The sequence below is a fragment of the Chryseobacterium sp. LJ668 genome (genome assembly GCF_019613955.1).
Classification (GTDB): Bacteria; Bacteroidota; Bacteroidia; order Flavobacteriales; family Weeksellaceae; genus Chryseobacterium.
On record NZ_CP080443.1, the window covers coordinates 2,781,877 to 2,798,350 of the forward strand.

Below are 16,474 nucleotides of genomic sequence, written 5' to 3' on the forward strand. Positions count from 1 at the left end.
TTTTGGCGCTACGCTGTTATCTGCTGCTGTATTTTTTCTCGGTATTTATTTTAATTTCGGAAATGATATCATGAGTATAATCATCATTTTCGATTTTTGTATTTTTTACCAAAACACCGTTTACGTACTTTTCTTTAGTTTTATTTCTAAAATTAGTTACATAAATTGTATCTGTCTCTTTTTTTAATCTATCAGGACTTTCAAAACATTCAGTTCTAGAAACAGTAAACAAAATAGAGTCACTTTTAGAGCTAAATAAATAATAACTTTCACTATTGCACATCTCTCCACTGCTTTGCAAGATTAATAGTTTTAATTTTGAATTTACGAAATAGGATTTTTGCGGATATAAAATAAAATGAGTATATTCAAATGTTTCAGCATTATTTCTATTAATGGAATCTTTGAAGTCATTTTCAAATTTTATGTAAATTCGGTCGTTCGGAGTTGAGCAACTTAGTAAAGTGAAAATTGAAATGAGTATTATTAAAATTTGTTTCAACATAGTTTTGTTCAATAGCAAATACTCAAATATACTCAATCGAATCAAATAGAAAATATAGAAATGTTATAATAGCCTGTTCGATAAAAAACTTACAGTAATAATTAGACCAATTAAATTGTTTAAAACTTAATTAATCACTTTTTCTTCTCCGATTTCACCGCCTGTCTCGCCAGCAATTTCCAATCATTTTTCACCTTGGTCCAAACCAGCAAAATATCCAGAGTCACATCACCCGGAGCTTTTCCCAGATCAGCAGTGGTGGCATAAAAATGATGACGGACAATCGCAGTATTTCCAACGATTTGTATATTTTGATTAGTAATATCAATGGTCAAAAAATCAGATTTTTTGCTGACCAATTTTTCTACAAATTCTTTAGCATCATCAATATGCCCTCCGGAATGTCCGTAAGTCAACTCAGGTACAATTAAGGATTCTAATGATGTTTTATCTCCGCTGATCATGGCTAACCTCAGTTTTTCTGCGCCATTTGTCACAGCTTGTATGTCATTTTTTTTCTGCCCGTAAACAGTGATTGCTACCAAAAAACTCATGGCAAAAATTAATTTCTTTATCATTTTAATTAAATATTTTTTGTTGGAATTTTGTGAAAAATTTCAAGTTATTTTTGATAAATATTTGGATTGTGCTATATCAACTATAATTTTCATCAATCATCAATCATCAATCATCAATCATCAATTATCTATAGTGATTCCCTCTGAATAAATTTAAACACATTATTCACCTGCTCCTTCTTATTTTTCAAAATCATGTATGCTGCAGATTCCCCCATTGCCTTAAAATCTGTTGTAATCACCGTAATTCCAAGCAATTCTTTCAAAGGCGTTTCGTTATAGGAAATGATACCGATGTCCTCACCTAATTTCAGATTTTTTTGACGGATTTGTTTCACCAGATTCACCAGATCACGCTCACGAATGGTGATGAAAATATCTTTATCCTGCAGTTCCATGTCAGGATAGATTTCATCAAGAATTTCATAATCGAGTTTAAAATCTCTGCAAAACTTTTCAAAACCTCTCACAATACGGAAAGGATAAGGATGAATAGATTTGTCGGGATATACCAAAATGATCTTCTCGTACTTTTTTATTTTATCTAGACCTTCTTCTAATGCGTTGTATATATCGTGCTCAAAATCTTGAAAAATAGAGCCATATTCTCCCGAAATATTGGGTTTTGTATTGTCTAAAAGCAATAATTTATTCTTAGGAATTTGTTCGATCATGTCTAAAACTTCCTGTGTAGAGCTGGTATGTTTATATTGCTCATCACGAAAATGTGGCATCACCACATAATAATCAAACCCACCGAGATTCTTTTTTAAAGAATTAATAAAAAGCGTTTCGTCACAGTGATAGATGTACATTTCAACATTGCCTTTGGTACCGATGGCGTTCACAAAATAATTGTAAATCATCATCTTATAGGTACTGGGCTTGTTGATCAGAAAGAAAATATTGATAATGTCATTTTTATTTACCCGAGAAATATAATAACCTTTCCCTTTCACAGATTCAATGATTTGCCTTTTGCGAAGCTCTTTATACGCCTTTTCCACTGTATCTCTCGAGAGAAAGCAAGATTCGCTGAGTTCATTGATAGAAGGAATTTTTTCTCCTATTTTAATCTTTCCACCGTCAATTCCGTTCAGGATAGAATCTACAATCTGCTTGTATTTCGGGACTCTGGAATTTTCATTGATATTGATTTCTAAAGTGTCTGACATGATATTGAATGGATATTTCCAAAATTGCTTATGAATATACAAGTTACAAAATTTATGTTAACCAATGCAATTATGTTTAATTAATATCTGTTGATATTCCATGTAAGATCCTTTTATCGATAAAATTAATTACTAAATAATATTACTTTGTCAGATTATTCATATAAATTTCAATATTTAAATAGTTATTGCACACTTTGCTAGCTTTCAATGCATCTGATGAATTGTTAGGATTAAGGCCCATTTTTATTTCGATAGCATCAGGAATTCCATCAGAGTCACTGTCTTTTGCGCTTTGATAGGCTGGAAAATCTCCCAGTCCCTCATTAGTGAGCGGTAGATCATTTTCGGTAAATATATACAGGCCTTTTTTCCCTTTTGAAAAGGCTTCCGAGATAATTAAATTGTCTACATCATCACGATCCGGGTAATTGGCACCGGCATTTTTAATTACATAATTAAAAGCTTCGGTTGCTGAAAGATCAGGTTTTGAGCACGGGTACGCAAACGGGACATCCACAAAATGCAATGGAGTTTCTCCGGGATATCCGGTTGTGCTGTGAGGCACGAGAGTTCCATCAAGAACGCCGTTTTTATTATTATCGTGATAATTTCCGGATTCGTAAAGATAGAAAGTATTCGTTCCTCTGCTGAATGGTGTTGTCTGGTTTTCAACATTTAAAGGTCCGGCCACAAAATAATTATTAATGATATTAACTTCAGATTTTTGTACCGAGCCGCCCATAATATATCCATCTCCGGAAACTAAATGTCCATTGGTATTTCCCAGATTTCCAAAATTATAGATGACATTGTTGATAAATTCATTTTTTCCTTTTACTTTAGGATTTCGTGTCTTGTTACTCGCATACAGCGATTTAATAATACTGATATGACCAACGGTCTGAATGAGCCCTCCCGCCGAATGATTATAGAGATTTAAACCTTGTGCAACAATTGAATTCTGGATGGTAATGCTATCGGGTTCAGATCCTCTGGAATCCCAATTGACCGAGAAAACCTCATCCATTCCCCATGAAAAAGACATATGATCCAGGATGATATTTTTCCCGTTGGAAATGCCGGAAGCATCGGTGTTTTTAGAAACTTTATTTTTATTTCCCAATCTTATTCTAAAGTATCTTGCAATCGTATGATCAGCTCCCGAAAAAGAAACTTTCTGACCGGATAAGACAATTCCTCTTCCCGGAGCGGTTTGTCCGGCAATGGTAAGATTTTCTGAAATGGTAATCGGAGATTCTAAATTGATAATTCCACTTACAGAAAACACAACAAACCTTCCCGGTCTGCTAACGGCATCACGAAATGAACCTTCACCATTGTCATTCAGATTTTTAACAATATAAATCTCAGGATTGGCAACTCCTCTTGCGCCTTTCGCAAATTTACCAAAACCTTCCGCTTCAGGAAAAGCCAAAGTTTTTCCCGATTTACAGTTATCTGTATTTAAATTTTGGTAATTCTGAGCTTTACAAAATAATACAAACATTGAACAAAAACACGCTACAGTTATTTTTTTCATAATAAATTATATGATAACAATTTAGCTTCTTAATTGTGCTAAATTATCCTGCACTATGCTGCTGCTATTAATTTTCGCAAGATGTCATAAAATGTAAATTTATAACAACAATATCAGAGGATGACATTATTTTGCAGAGCTACTCCTGATACTTGCTCTTTAGTAGCAATAAGTTTGCAGGAGACAATTAATTATTTCAATCTGAGCTCCGTAGGAGCGAAACATCTTTCTCAAACCCTAAAACTCACCAACCCTCAATCTATCATAAAAAAAGCCTGCCATTTCTGACAGACTCAAACTAATATGAATGTAAATTTTTAAGGCATTTTCTTAAAACCTTCGGCCTTTATTTTCCAAGAACCGTCTTTCGGGAAACCAGGAAATTGTCCTGTTGAGCTGTCCCAACCCTCAAGCATCATCGCAACAGTCGTCAAAACACCGCCATTTCCCGGAAGATAAATTCTGAGACGTTTATCCTGAAAATTATGTCCGTTCTTAAGGTATGTATTAGTCTGAATGTTCATGAAAAGTGCATCCAATGCTTTATTCGGAAGTCCCAATCTTGCTGCGTTCATCGCCGTCATCGGAAAATCCCAACCCCAGGTATGTTCCCAGTTCCATCTTTCCCAAACGATATCAAGGGTATTTTTCATTATTTTTTTGTCCAGTTTCTGTGATTCAGGAACCATTCCTAAGGCGCCTAAAACTGCAGGGTGGTCGGTCATCCATTTTGGAAAGGTGAAAGAATCTTTTGCCGATTCTGTCGATAAGTAAACTCCATCCTGAACCGGAAGCGGAGCCAATTTATTAATGACATCATCCCATTTTTTATCTCTCGGCTGTCCTAATCTTTCTTTCCATTCCTGAGCAATTTTCAGCGACCAATCCCAATACGCAACTTCGTAAGTCGGGTTATAAGTGTCTTTTGCAGGGAAAACTTCCTGTGCAGGAATCACACCTTTCCCTAAATTATAACGGTTTTTCTCTTTATCATAAGTCGCAAAGTCAGCCATAAAATCAGCGGTTGCAAAAATCAGATCTTTGTATTTTTCCAATACTTTTTTGTCCTTGCTATTGCGGTACAAAAGTTCGGTCATATAAATAATGTGTGGCTGTTCCCAAATCAAAAATGCAGCAACGGAGGACGGACTTTCATTGCCTTCGTTATCCGACATTTTAATCCATCTAACGCCTTTGTAACCTTGTCTTTCCGCTAGTTTTTTAGCTTTATCAAAGGTTCTGAAATAATAATCAAGTTGTTTTTCCAAAATTTCCGGTCTTCCCCACAATGCGAAATGAACGCCGTGCCACCAATGCATTTCAGTGTGTGGTTTTCCGTACCAGCTGTTGAATGTCAAACCCGTTTCCTGAGGCGGATTACTTCCTCCGCACTGTACTTTAGTTAAATATTCTGACAACACAACTCTTCTTTCCAATTCATTGGCTCTTGGATCTGTACTTCCTTCAAAATCAACGGCAGCACCGCTTTCCCAGAAATTTTTCCAGCCTGAAGTACTTTCTTTTTCAGCATCAGCAAATAAAGTTCTACCAGATTTTGGATTTTTAGCTGAAAATTCAACACTTAATTCAACAATTTTATTTTTCGAAGAAGGTTCATAGACGAAATAATGTTTGCCGGCTTCACGAAGTTTTCCTTCCGTAAAATTGAATTGAGTATAATAATCCGTACTTTGTAGTTGATGCTGAATTAAACCTTGCGTTGATTGTGACGCAACGATTTTCGAAGAATGGTCATTTTCGTTTCCGTAAAAAGCCGCATCATCCAAAAACTGACCGGTAGGGGAAGGGTAGCGTGCAAAGACTTTCAGTTTCCCTTTAGCCACCAAATCAGATTCTATTTTTACCCCGACTTTATCTGAATTCTGAAAAGAAGCCGTCCAAACTTTTACCGGAGTTCCTTCCAGAGAAAATTCACTCGTAATAATTCCTGTCCACAAATCAATTTTCTGACTGATGTTGGTTAAATCTGAAATTTTTGCTTTCTGACCATCTTTTTTAGTCAGTTCAATCCCAATGTTCCCTAACTGCAGACGGTGTTGGTTTACACGGAAATATTCAACCGCACCTTTGTTGCGTTCAGGTTCTTTTAGTTGAACAGAGTATAAAGCTTTTCGCCCGTCATTGTTAAAATCGTAAGGTTTTAAAGTCTCTTCAAATTTGTAATTCTCCTTATTCGGAAAACTGTTCCAGCCCCATTCCGACTGAGTTCCTAAAGAAACTCCGTTTTTGTAATATTCAGGAAACGACTGCATTCCGGTGATGTCAACCGTGTAGGCAAATTTTCCGTTTCCGACCGTTAAAGTGGATAAAGTATCTGCTTTTACATTGACGATATTATGTCGCTGAACGACCTTCTTTCGGTCGATTTTCTGGGCATTCAGTGAAGAAAATCCCATTAGGAAAATACTTAGGTATATTGTAATTTTTTTCATTTTTAATAATTTTATTTTTATCATCCACGAATGCACGAATAATTGAATAAAATTCGTGCATTCGTGGTATTTAATTTATTTCAAAACCGTCGCACTCATCACTCCGATGACTACATCATTGCTTACGGCCGATAATTTTATCGATTTTAATTCTTTATTCGCATCAATCGGCAAATCCAGAATCGTTGCAGAACCACCATCAACCTGACGGTCTGTAAATCCTTTGATGCTTGAATATTTGCTCAACGTTCCGCCTTTATACAATTCTCCCGTTTTCAGTTTCACACGATACGGAATTTTATCATCAGGAATTTCAAACGCAAAATTATCATCAAACAAATCCTGCTCAATCGGCCACCAGTTTGTTGGATTTTTCAACTCTAATTCTGTCATTGAACCATCAACATATTGAACGGTAATTTTTCCATTCACAATCTGCGACTGCATCGGATTCGTAGAACCCGCCATCAGAAAATAAATTTTCTTTCCTTTACCTGAAATTGAAATTTCAAGAGCGTCAGAATAATTATCCCATTGACTCACAAACGCAATATTTTTATCCGTTGTATTAATTAAAAACGGAATTCCCAGAAAATCAACTTTGCCGTTTTTTCTTTTGTTCATCAATCCGCTGTCATCAATTTGAGCAGTGATTAACGGGTAACACCAGTTTCCGATTCCCTGCCAAGGAAGCTGTAAAGTAGGAACTTCAAGCCTTGGCGAAAGGTATTTCTGATTGAAAATATCGGTCACTTTTTCATTGTATTTCGAAGCCAATGAAATGTTGTTGAATTGACCTTGATTCTCAATTTCCCAGTCTGTGATTTCAATATTTTGCTTGATTCCGTTGTAGTCAAGTAAAATTGAATTGGTTCCTTTGCTTAAATAATTTGAAGGAATTTCAATCGAGGCACTTTGATTTTTTTGAACTGAAAAAGTTTTGTTTAAACCATTCACAGAGAGTTTTCCATTAATTGGATTGGATGATTTTGATTGAATCTGCAGTTTTTTATTCACCCATTTTATGTCCAAAGGAAAACGGATATCCACATTCACAGGTTGCCACCAAGTCGTCCCGTTTTGCTCGACTTGTATGAAAAAAGTTCCTTTTCTTTCTTCTTTAACCAAATCAAACTGATTCCCATTTCGGGTTTTAATTAATTCCTGTGGGTCAAGAATATCTTTAATTTTCTTTTTTGAATCAAAATTCAACTGAAGACTTTCAGAAATATAATTGGTGAAATCGATTTGCTCATTTTTCAGTTCTTCTCCAGAATAGTTGATTTCAATTTTAAAATCATCTCCTTGCAGCGTTTCAAACTGAATAAATGGTTGTGAAATCGAATTGGATTTAATCTTCCAATCCACCTTTTTGCCATTCACTTTCACCGATTTGATGTTGGAATAATTAACAGGAATCTGCATTTCCAACGAAACCGGATTCTGATATTTTGATTTAAATAAATATTCCGTCTTTTTAGAAGTTCTGGTAAATTGATATTCCCAATCCGGAAGTTTTAACTCAGCAGAATTCCAGTCTTTCGGGAAACCAGGTTTGATGCTGATTTTATTCTCTAACAAATTAGGGTAAACTCCAAAAAGTCCTTCCGTCAAAGTTCTTGAAGCCACACCAATCGGGTCGGCAAAATCACGGTATAATTCTCCACGGAACGCGTCGTAATGAGAAAGCTGTTCGAAATTCCCGGGACTGATGCCGTAATACATCGACTCAACCAGATTTCCCTTCCAAAGTTGGTAGGCATCTTCATTTCGTCCCGCCTGCCAATACGCCAAAGCAGTCTGTAAATTTTCCGCCAAAGCGACATTGTTAATCGACCAGTCGTAAGGTTGCCAGTTGGTGGTTGCTAAAGTGAAATAGTCTTTATTATCCGCACCTTTTACCGTCACCGGAATTTTCGGAGTGTGATGATTGATGTACTGTAAGTTTTGGTAATCTTCAAATTCATTCAGAATAAACGCGTCGGAAACGTGATAAATCGACCAGATTCCAGGTTTGTCATGAACGATTTGATTTCCTAATGCATCTTTATATTCAGCAAAATATCCTTTTTCTTTAATCCAGAGCTGGTTTTTCATTGCTTTTAAAATCGCATCAGCTTCCTGTTCGTAAGGTTGAGGATTTTCGCCAATGATTTTAGCCAGTTTCGCCATTTCACGGTTGGCTCTGTAATTATAAGCCGAAGTGTGCGTTACTTTTCCACCCGAATATTGCAGCGCATCGCTCGCCCAAATCGCAGCGTAGGCATCATACAAATCACCACGCTTGAAATTCCTTTTTTCCCAATCCATATGACGAACCATCGTCGGCCACATTTTTTTTAGAAATTCTTTGTCTCCCGTGTAATTGAAATGCGAAAATAGCTGGTCAAAAAATACCAGATTCATATCATAATGATGCGGTTTGGTATTGTCATTCGGGTTTCTGGAAATATATCCGCTCGAAAAAACCGAGGTTCCCATTTTTTCTGCACTCCTCGCCAAATGAAGCAAAGTATCCATTTCGACAGGCGCAGAATCAGGTTTTAAAACCTGAGAATTGGCATAACTTTCGAAATGTTCTTTCGCTCGGTCGTGCCAGCTCAAAGCATCGGCTGTGTAAGCACCACGCCACGCATTCAGTCGCATTCTCCACGCCACCGCACCGTGAAGGAAGGTCGGACTTTCCCAGATTCCGTCTGCAGCAACCGCTAAATTGGCTCCGAAATTATTCAGATCTGCATCCGGTGTTTTGAGCTGAATTCTGTTCGTTAATGTTAAACGGGATTTTTCCGCTTCATTAAAGATATTTTTCAATGCCTCATCCGAAAAGTTTTTCTCTGATTTTCCTTTGGCAACCTGAATATAAACCGGTTGTTTTTGTGAAGAATACGAAGCGTAAACAATCGGAGATTTGTCTGTTTTATTTTGAGTAAACTCAGACAATTTTTCTAAAGTCGTCGCATCGGTTTGCTGTAATGAATTAACATTTGAAAAACTTCCGCTGACCGTTTGACTTTCCTTTTTCTTATTTAAATAATTGAGTTGAAACTGATTTTTATTCAATTGAAACTGGTTGTTCAGACCATATTCAGGCAACAGATAAAATCCGGATTCCGGGTCTGCGCCGATGTCACCGTTTCTGCTGAAAGTCGTTCCGCTCGCACCGCCGAAAACCGCATAGATTTTTGTGGAAGAATCTATATTGACAGTTTCCATTTTTAAAACTAAACCTTCTTCTTTAGCCTGCGCCAAAACAGTCAGTTTTAAAATTCCCGTTCCCAGAATAGGATCTTTGATTTCATACAACATTGAGCCGGGTCTATAACGCGTTTCAATTTGATCCGCGTGAATCAATTTCTTAATCGAATTTCCTTTCTCAATGACGAACTGAAGATTGCCGCCCATTCCCGGAAGATAGAGTGCGAATTCCGGCAAATCTCCTGCTTCCACTCGTGATGCACGATTGTCTCCATACAACGCTCTGTTGAATCTGTACTTTCCGTTGACAAGTAAAAAATCGCCTTTGTCTTCTTTGTAATGCAGTTCACGCTCGTTATTTTGCCAGTGTTTCGACTGAGAAAAAGAAAGTGAGAATGCCGACAAAACAATCAATCCGGCGAATAGGGGTTTTCTTCGCATTTTATGGTTTTAACTCGGTTAACGGCTGTCCGTTGACGGTTACATTTTTTAAAGTCACATTTTTTAAGTAATCCACTTTATACGGAATTTCAACGCCGGTCATTTTAGCATTGATCATGGTGAAATCGGTTACAGGAGAAGTTTCGTAAGCATCAGAGAAGACAGCATATTTTCCGCCTTTGTCAACGGTTAGATTTTCAACCCAGATATTTCTGATGGTCGGAATATGATTCCCCGGTTTTTCATAATGCATATTGAAACGCACTGCTGCTTCCTTGTAAGCACCTACTTTTGTGTTGTAGAAAAATACATTTTCGATGATACCGCCACGGCTTGAGCTGGTTTTAATTCTTAAAGCACGGTCAAGATTCTTGCTGTCCATCACGTTACCGATGGCATAAATGTTTTTCGCACCACCAGCAATTTCGCTTCCGATCACCACACCGCCGTGACCGTCTTTCATTTCACAGTTTTCAATGATATGATTTTCGGCAGGTCTTCCGATATCTCTTCCATCCTCATCTCTTCCGGATTTGATGGCGATACAGTCGTCTCCGGTGTCAAAATAAGAGTCTTTAATCCAGACATTTTTACAGGCTTCAGGGTCGAAACCGTCATTGTTGGGTCCGTGGCTGATGACTTTTACCCTTTCAATCAAAACATTTTCGCATAAAACCGGATTTAGATTCCACATGGGAGAATTTTTTACCAAAACATCTGCCATATAGAAATTCTTAGACTTATACGGCTGAACGAAATTGGGTCTCAGGTACCATCCGTCCCCAAAAATTCTTTCTCTGGCAGGTTTTCTCTGAGCCATATATTCGTGAAGCTTTGCACGGGCCGGATTTTGTCTTCCCGGACGTGATGCGTTGTAACCATATTTTGTAGCGCCACACCAAAACCACCAGTTGTCTAGATCTGCGTTTCCGTCTAAGGTTCCTTTTCCGGTAATGGCGATATTTTCTTCTTCATAAGCATAAATTAAAGATGAATAATTCATGCATTCCATACCTTCCCAACGGGTGAAAACAATAGGGTAGTCGTCGCTGTCCTGGCTGAACAAAATGGTAGAACCGTCGCTCAGATGTAGATTGACATTAGATTTTAAATAGATAGCCCCGGTTAGGAAGATACCGTTCGGAACGATTACTCTTCCGCCGCCTTCAGCATTGCATTTTTCAATCGCTTTTTTAAAGGCTTCCGTATTTTTTGTTTTTCCGTCACCTACAGCTCCGAAATCGGTTATCAAGTAATCCACTTTTCTGAATTCGGGCTTTTTGATTTGTTTTTTTAGAGCTTTGATTTCTTTTAAAGGCTGCTTTGCCGAGGTCCAGGGTCTGTACTGAGCTGAAACCGAGACATTCAGCAGCATTATAAAGAAGAATAAAAAGTATTTTTTCATGATGTTGAATTACTAAAATTTGTAAGAATCAATTGTTTTATTAGGATGACTCTTTCTAATTGCAATCTAAAATATTTGTAGTACATGATTATCCTGCACTGTCGGCATATGGAATTTTCAAACTTAATTTAAATGTAATCATTGTTTTTGCCAATTACCTGAAGCCGCTAAAAAGATTACCCGTAACTAAAATTTAGTTTTGATATTAACGCAATTTAACGTTTAAGGGATGTAACAAATATTCCCTTACTGGTGTCTAAAAGTAATAAAAACTAAAGTTTTAATGAAAACCTTCTTTACACCGATCGCATTCTTAACAGGAATTCTTGCTTATTCACAAACGAATAATGATACGATAAAATCAAAAGAGAAAGAAATAGAAGCCGTTACCTTGACCTATAAAAAACCAACAGTTGAATCTAAAGCTGACCGCACTGTTTTTAATGTGTCCAACAGTTCTATTCTTGCAGGAAATACGACCTGGGATATTTTAAGGATGACCCCTTTGCTCAGTGTCGACAGCAACGATCTCTTAAAAGCAGAGGGAGAATCTGTAACCGTATATATCAACGACAGAAAATCAGTTTTTACAGGAAAAGAACTCAAAGACTATCTGCAAACCATTCCTGCAGATAATCTGCTGAAGATCGAAGTGATTACAAGCCCGTCATCCAGATATGAAGCTACGGGTTCTGTAGTGAATATTGTTCTTAAAAAACGTGATGACGAAGGTATAAAAGGCAGTGTTACCTTCAACAACAGGCAAAATACTCAAAATTCGCAATACACCAATTTAAATTTAAATTATCACAGGAAAAAATTTACACAGACTTTAATAGGGAGTTACAGCGATAATACTTTTGTGCAGAAAAATGCCTTCCTCAATACGGTATATGAAAATAATATCCTCACGACAGGAAGAGCAGTTAGCGTTTATAGAGGTAAAAATCCTTCGTTGTCTTCAACATCTGAGTTTGAGATCAATGATAAAAATACGGTTGGAGTTGTTTTGGAAATGTACCGTGGGAAAAGAAACAATTCTTCCGAAGCAGATGGGATACGCACCATTGATGATGTTCTCGATTATTCTTATGATCAGTTCCAAAACGCATCACAGCTCAGCCGTTCGTTGGGAACGAATGTTTTCTACAAATATTATGACAAAGATAAAAACAGAATTCTGGATATCAATCTAGGAACCAACTATAATGACCAGGACGATCATAATAATTTTCTTAGAAATACAGTTTCAAGCATCGATACTTCTGTAAGTGAAATTGGATTACTAACCGACAGTAAAAACAGAAATTATTTCATTAAAATTGATTACACCCATCAGTTGGGAAAATCCGGTGGGAATTTTGAAGTCGGCGGTAAGATGGATATTAATAATAACGCCATTGCAAACAATTTATCCGGAAATCTGCTTGACGGTCTCAGTACAAAAGATGTTTTCCATTATGAAGATCATATTAATTCTTTATACTTCAATTATTCTAAAACTTTCTTTAAAAAATTGGAAGCCAGAGTGGGAATCCGGTATGAATATATGGATTACAAAATCCGTCAGGATATTGCCGGAACTTCGAGAAATGATTCATACGGTAACTTTTTGCCCAATATTCTGTTGAAATATTCTTTTTCTGACCAATATGATCTGAGTCTTACGTATAACAAAAATCTGTGGCGGCCTTGGTATTCGGAGTTTAACCCTTTTATGCAGCCCACAAGCGAAGGATTTTATTCCCGTGGAAACATCGGTCTGGATCCCAATCCTAGCGACAGGGTTTCTATGAAGTTAGGATTTTTAAAGAAATATTTTCTTTCCGCAAGATACCTGTACACCGATCAGGATTACTGGACGTCTTATCTGACGGAGGGGGATAAAATTATTTCCCAGGAAACCAATTTCCCGGGTAAAGTGCACAAATATTCTGTGTATACCAGTACCAACCAGTCGTTTTTGAAGAATAAATTAAATGTCAACCTGAGCCTGGGCTGGAATTATATCGACAACAGTGATTTCAATACCAGAAACAAGCTGAACGGCGCAAGCAACTCTATCAGCTACTGGGCGGGATCTACCAATGTATCTTATACTAATCTCTTTAACAAAAATATTAATCTGAGCGCTTGGGTTGAAGTCTCAAATCAGAATAACGGGAATTCTTATGCGAACAGAACCAATGTTTTTCATAATCTTTCCGCTACCAAAATATTTCCCAAAACACAGATGGAAATCAGTGTACAGCTGATCAATATTTTCAGCAGACCCAATTTTGATTCAACCTCCTTCAACCAGATCGGCAGCTTCAGAAATTCAAATAAATCAGATTGGTACGGAGTTTCACTTTCATTTGTGAAACGTTTTGGAAACCAAAAAGTAAAAGAAAATACCAAAACGGATGTTGAGAAAAGCGACGGTGGAGAAAAATAACATTGATCTTAAGGCTTTGGCTTCAATTCATATTGAATGTGTAATTACCTGTTATACACCATGATCATGTTTCAGGTTATTTTTCCATAATTTATATTGTGAGACAAATAATTCACCTTTAGTATTAAATTTTTTCTCCAATGTTAGGCTGGAAACGTCTTAAAGTATATATTTGCATCCTAAATTTTATAGACATGAAAGAACTTATTGAAAAAATCAACGCAGAATTTGAAGCGTTCACCACAGAAGCAACTCAACAATCTGAGAAAGGAAACAAAGCAGCGGGTACAAGAGCTCGTAAATCAGCTTTAGAATTGAGCAAATTGTTTAAAGACTTCAGAAAAGTTTCTGTAGAAGAATCTAAGAAATAAAAATAATCCCTGTCAGTTATGACGGGGATTGTTTTTTAGTATTGTTTTTCTTTAAGTAATTCCTTATTTCTTTATGGTGGCAACTTTTGTTTCTTTTGTTTGATTCCGCCGAATCTTCAATTTCAAGACAAAAGAAATTATAAAATCATACTCAGCTGAATTCTCTTTCTCGCTTCATCCACTTCCGTTACTTTGACCTGTACGTGCTGATGCAGCTTCACCACTTCATTCACATCAGATACAAAACCTTCTTTTAATTGTGAAATATGTACCAGTCCGCTTTCTTTGATGCCCAGATCTACAAAGCATCCGAACGCAGTAATGTTGTTGACAATTCCGGGAAGAATCATTCCGGTCTTTACATTTTTAATGCTTTTTACATTCGGGTCAAACTCAAAAACTTTAGCGGCTTTCCTGGGATCCAATCCGGGTTTCTCAAGTTCTTTCAGAATATCTTTGATTCCCAAAATACCGATAGTTTCGTTGGTGTATTTTTCCGGATTGATCTGTGCGATTTTTTCTTTATTGGCAATCAGTTCAGTTGTTGTAATACCTAAATCTATCGCCATTTTTTCAACAATTCCGTAAGCTTCAGGATGTACTGCTGATTGATCCAACGGATTTTTACCGTTCGCAATCCTGATAAATGCAGCTGCCTGCTGATAGGCTTTTTCACCCAGTCTCGGAACTTTTTTCAATTGTTTACGGTCTTCAAAAGCGCCATTTTCTGCACGGTAGTTGACAATGTTTTCAGCCATCTTTTCACCGATTCCTGAGACATAGCTTAACAGAGATTTGCTTGCGGTATTCAGGTTGATTCCAACAGAATTCACGCACTTCATCACGGTAGCATCCAGCTCATTTTTCAGCTGGGTCTGGTCGACATCGTGCTGATACTGACCGACCCCGATCGATTTGGCATCGATTTTTACCAGTTCAGCCAACGGGTCGGCCAGTCTTCTTCCGATTGAGACGGCTCCACGTACCGTTACATCGTAATTCGGAAATTCTTCCCGGGCAATTTTACTGGCGGAATAGACCGAAGCACCCGCTTCTGATACCACAAAAACCTGCAGCGGCTTGTCGAAAGCGATTTTTTTAATAAAAAATTCTGTTTCCCGGCTTGCCGTTCCATTTCCGATAGAGATCGCCTGAATCTGATAAGCATTCACCATCGAACGGATTTTCTTCATCGCCATTCCGCTTTCGTTTTGCGGAGCGTGAGGATAGATCGTTTCGTTATGCAGCAGATCGCCCTTTTCATCAATGCATACGACCTTGCAGCCGCTTTTGTAGCCGGGATCGATGGCCAGAATTCTTTTCTCACCCAATGGCGGGGCTAAAAGCAGCTGGCTCAGGTTTTCCGAGAAAATCTCAATGGCTTTCTGATCGGCTTTTTCTCTAGCCTCCTGTAATGTTTCATTAGAGATAGCAGGTTCCAACAGCCTTTTGTAAGAGTCTTTTATGGCTAAAGCAATCTGTTCCGAACTTTCATTTCTTGACTTGATGATGGCATTTTCTATAAAATCAATCGCTTCTTCTTTATCAATTCCAATGTTTGTTTTCACAAAACCCTCGGTTTCGGCCCGCAGCATCGCTAAAAGTCTATGAGAAGGCGTTCTGCTGAGGCTTTCTTCCCATTCAAAATATTGGGAAAACTTCTGTGCTCCTTCCTCATTTTTTTTTGCCTTGACCACCTTTGAGGTAATGAGTGCTTTCCGCTGAAACAATCGGCGGAGATTTTTCCGGACGTACATATTTTCGTTGATCCATTCTGCCATGATATCCCTTGCGCCCTGCAAAGCTTCTTCTTCGGACGTGACCAGATCGTTTAGATACCTTGAAGCCAAATGCTGCAGATCATTTGATTTCTGGCTCATGATGATTTTGGCAAGAGGTTCCAGGCCTTTTTCTTTGGCAACATCCGCTTTTGTTTTCCTGCGTTTTTTAAAGGGCAGATACAGATCTTCCAGTTCCTGGAGATCAAAGCTTTCGTTAATTCTCTGTTGTAGTTCTGAGGTTAAAGCATTTTGCTCTTCAATCGATTTCAGAATGCTTTCCTTCCGCTTTACAATTTCATCAAACTGCTTATTCAGTTTAAAAATCTGTTCGATCTGTATTTCATCCAGGTTTCCGGTAGCATCTTTACGATACCTCGAAATAAAGGGAATGGTGCAGTCTTCCGAAAAGAGCTTTAAAGTAGCCTGGATGCTTTTATCAGATATTGGGAGGGTATTTTTGATATAGTCGGTCGTATTCATTCGGCATTTTTGAAGATGCTAAAATACTGACTTTTTCAGACTATTGAGATTGAATTGAATTAAAAAAAACCAATTATAAAACTATAATTGGTTTTGTGGAGCTATTT

Annotated in this window: 10 protein-coding genes; 2 read left to right on the top strand and 8 right to left on the bottom strand. The window is 37.4% G+C overall.

The window, feature by feature from the left end:
- Positions 1 to 16: 16 nt before the first annotated feature.
- The 7 genes from K0U91_RS12990 to K0U91_RS13020 form a co-directional block, all read right to left on the bottom strand.
- Positions 17 to 505, bottom strand: coding sequence for a hypothetical protein (locus K0U91_RS12990; RefSeq protein ID WP_220179955.1), 489 nt, complete (start codon positions 503 to 505; stop codon positions 17 to 19).
- A 134-nt stretch (positions 506 to 639) separates the two neighbouring features.
- Entirely contained in the window at positions 640 to 1,083 is a 444-nt protein-coding gene (locus K0U91_RS12995) for a nuclear transport factor 2 family protein (protein WP_219969307.1), read from the bottom strand.
- 128 nt (positions 1,084 to 1,211) lie between these two features.
- The gene (locus K0U91_RS13000; RefSeq protein WP_219969306.1) at positions 1,212 to 2,258 is read right to left on the bottom strand and encodes a GntR family transcriptional regulator; all 1,047 of its coding nucleotides are present in this window, start codon (positions 2,256 to 2,258) and stop codon (positions 1,212 to 1,214) included.
- Between the two features lie 142 nt (positions 2,259 to 2,400).
- The gene (locus tag K0U91_RS13005) at positions 2,401 to 3,801 is read right to left on the bottom strand and encodes a pectate lyase family protein (protein WP_220179956.1); all 1,401 of its coding nucleotides are present in this window, start codon (positions 3,799 to 3,801) and stop codon (positions 2,401 to 2,403) included.
- Between the two features lie 317 nt (positions 3,802 to 4,118).
- Complete coding sequence (locus K0U91_RS13010) at positions 4,119 to 6,254, bottom strand: hypothetical protein (RefSeq protein ID WP_220179957.1); 2,136 nt, start codon at positions 6,252 to 6,254, stop codon at positions 4,119 to 4,121.
- Between the two features lie 75 nt (positions 6,255 to 6,329).
- Positions 6,330 to 9,893: a DUF4450 domain-containing protein gene (locus K0U91_RS13015; RefSeq protein ID WP_220179958.1), complete on the bottom strand. Its 3,564-nt coding sequence runs from the start codon at positions 9,891 to 9,893 to the stop codon at positions 6,330 to 6,332.
- 1 nt (position 9,894) lies between these two features.
- A complete protein-coding gene (locus tag K0U91_RS13020; protein WP_220179959.1) occupies positions 9,895 to 11,298 on the bottom strand; it encodes a glycoside hydrolase family 28 protein in 1,404 nt (467 codons plus the stop codon).
- Between the two features lie 283 nt (positions 11,299 to 11,581).
- Here K0U91_RS13020 and K0U91_RS13025 point away from each other — a divergent pair, with 283 nt between their 5' ends.
- Both K0U91_RS13025 and K0U91_RS13030 read left to right on the top strand, forming a co-directional pair.
- Complete coding sequence (locus K0U91_RS13025) at positions 11,582 to 13,735, top strand: outer membrane beta-barrel family protein (protein ID WP_220179960.1); 2,154 nt, start codon at positions 11,582 to 11,584, stop codon at positions 13,733 to 13,735.
- Between the two features lie 194 nt (positions 13,736 to 13,929).
- The gene (locus K0U91_RS13030) at positions 13,930 to 14,106 is read left to right on the top strand and encodes a histone H1 (RefSeq protein WP_219969300.1); all 177 of its coding nucleotides are present in this window, start codon (positions 13,930 to 13,932) and stop codon (positions 14,104 to 14,106) included.
- Positions 14,107 to 14,243: 137 nt separating this feature from the next.
- Here the strand turns inward: K0U91_RS13030 and K0U91_RS13035 are convergent, their stop codons facing one another.
- Positions 14,244 to 16,367, bottom strand: a complete 2,124-nt coding sequence (locus K0U91_RS13035) for a Tex family protein (RefSeq protein ID WP_220179961.1) — start codon at positions 16,365 to 16,367, stop codon at positions 14,244 to 14,246.
- Positions 16,368 to 16,474: the final 107 nt, after the last annotated feature.

Coding starts and splice junctions, on each gene's coding strand:
- K0U91_RS13005 (WP_220179956.1), bottom strand. CDS start 3,801: ATGAAAAAAATAACTGTAGCGTGTTTTTGTTCAATGTTTGTATTATTT.
- K0U91_RS12990 (WP_220179955.1), bottom strand. CDS start 505: ATGTTGAAACAAATTTTAATAATACTCATTTCAATTTTCACTTTACTA.
- K0U91_RS13025 (WP_220179960.1), top strand. CDS start 11,582: ATGAAAACCTTCTTTACACCGATCGCATTCTTAACAGGAATTCTTGCT.
- K0U91_RS12995 (WP_219969307.1), bottom strand. CDS start 1,083: ATGATAAAGAAATTAATTTTTGCCATGAGTTTTTTGGTAGCAATCACT.
- K0U91_RS13010 (WP_220179957.1), bottom strand. CDS start 6,254: ATGAAAAAAATTACAATATACCTAAGTATTTTCCTAATGGGATTTTCT.
- K0U91_RS13035 (WP_220179961.1), bottom strand. CDS start 16,367: ATGAATACGACCGACTATATCAAAAATACCCTCCCAATATCTGATAAA.
- K0U91_RS13030 (WP_219969300.1), top strand. CDS start 13,930: ATGAAAGAACTTATTGAAAAAATCAACGCAGAATTTGAAGCGTTCACC.
- K0U91_RS13020 (WP_220179959.1), bottom strand. CDS start 11,298: ATGAAAAAATACTTTTTATTCTTCTTTATAATGCTGCTGAATGTCTCG.
- K0U91_RS13015 (WP_220179958.1), bottom strand. CDS start 9,893: ATGCGAAGAAAACCCCTATTCGCCGGATTGATTGTTTTGTCGGCATTC.
- K0U91_RS13000 (WP_219969306.1), bottom strand. CDS start 2,258: ATGTCAGACACTTTAGAAATCAATATCAATGAAAATTCCAGAGTCCCG.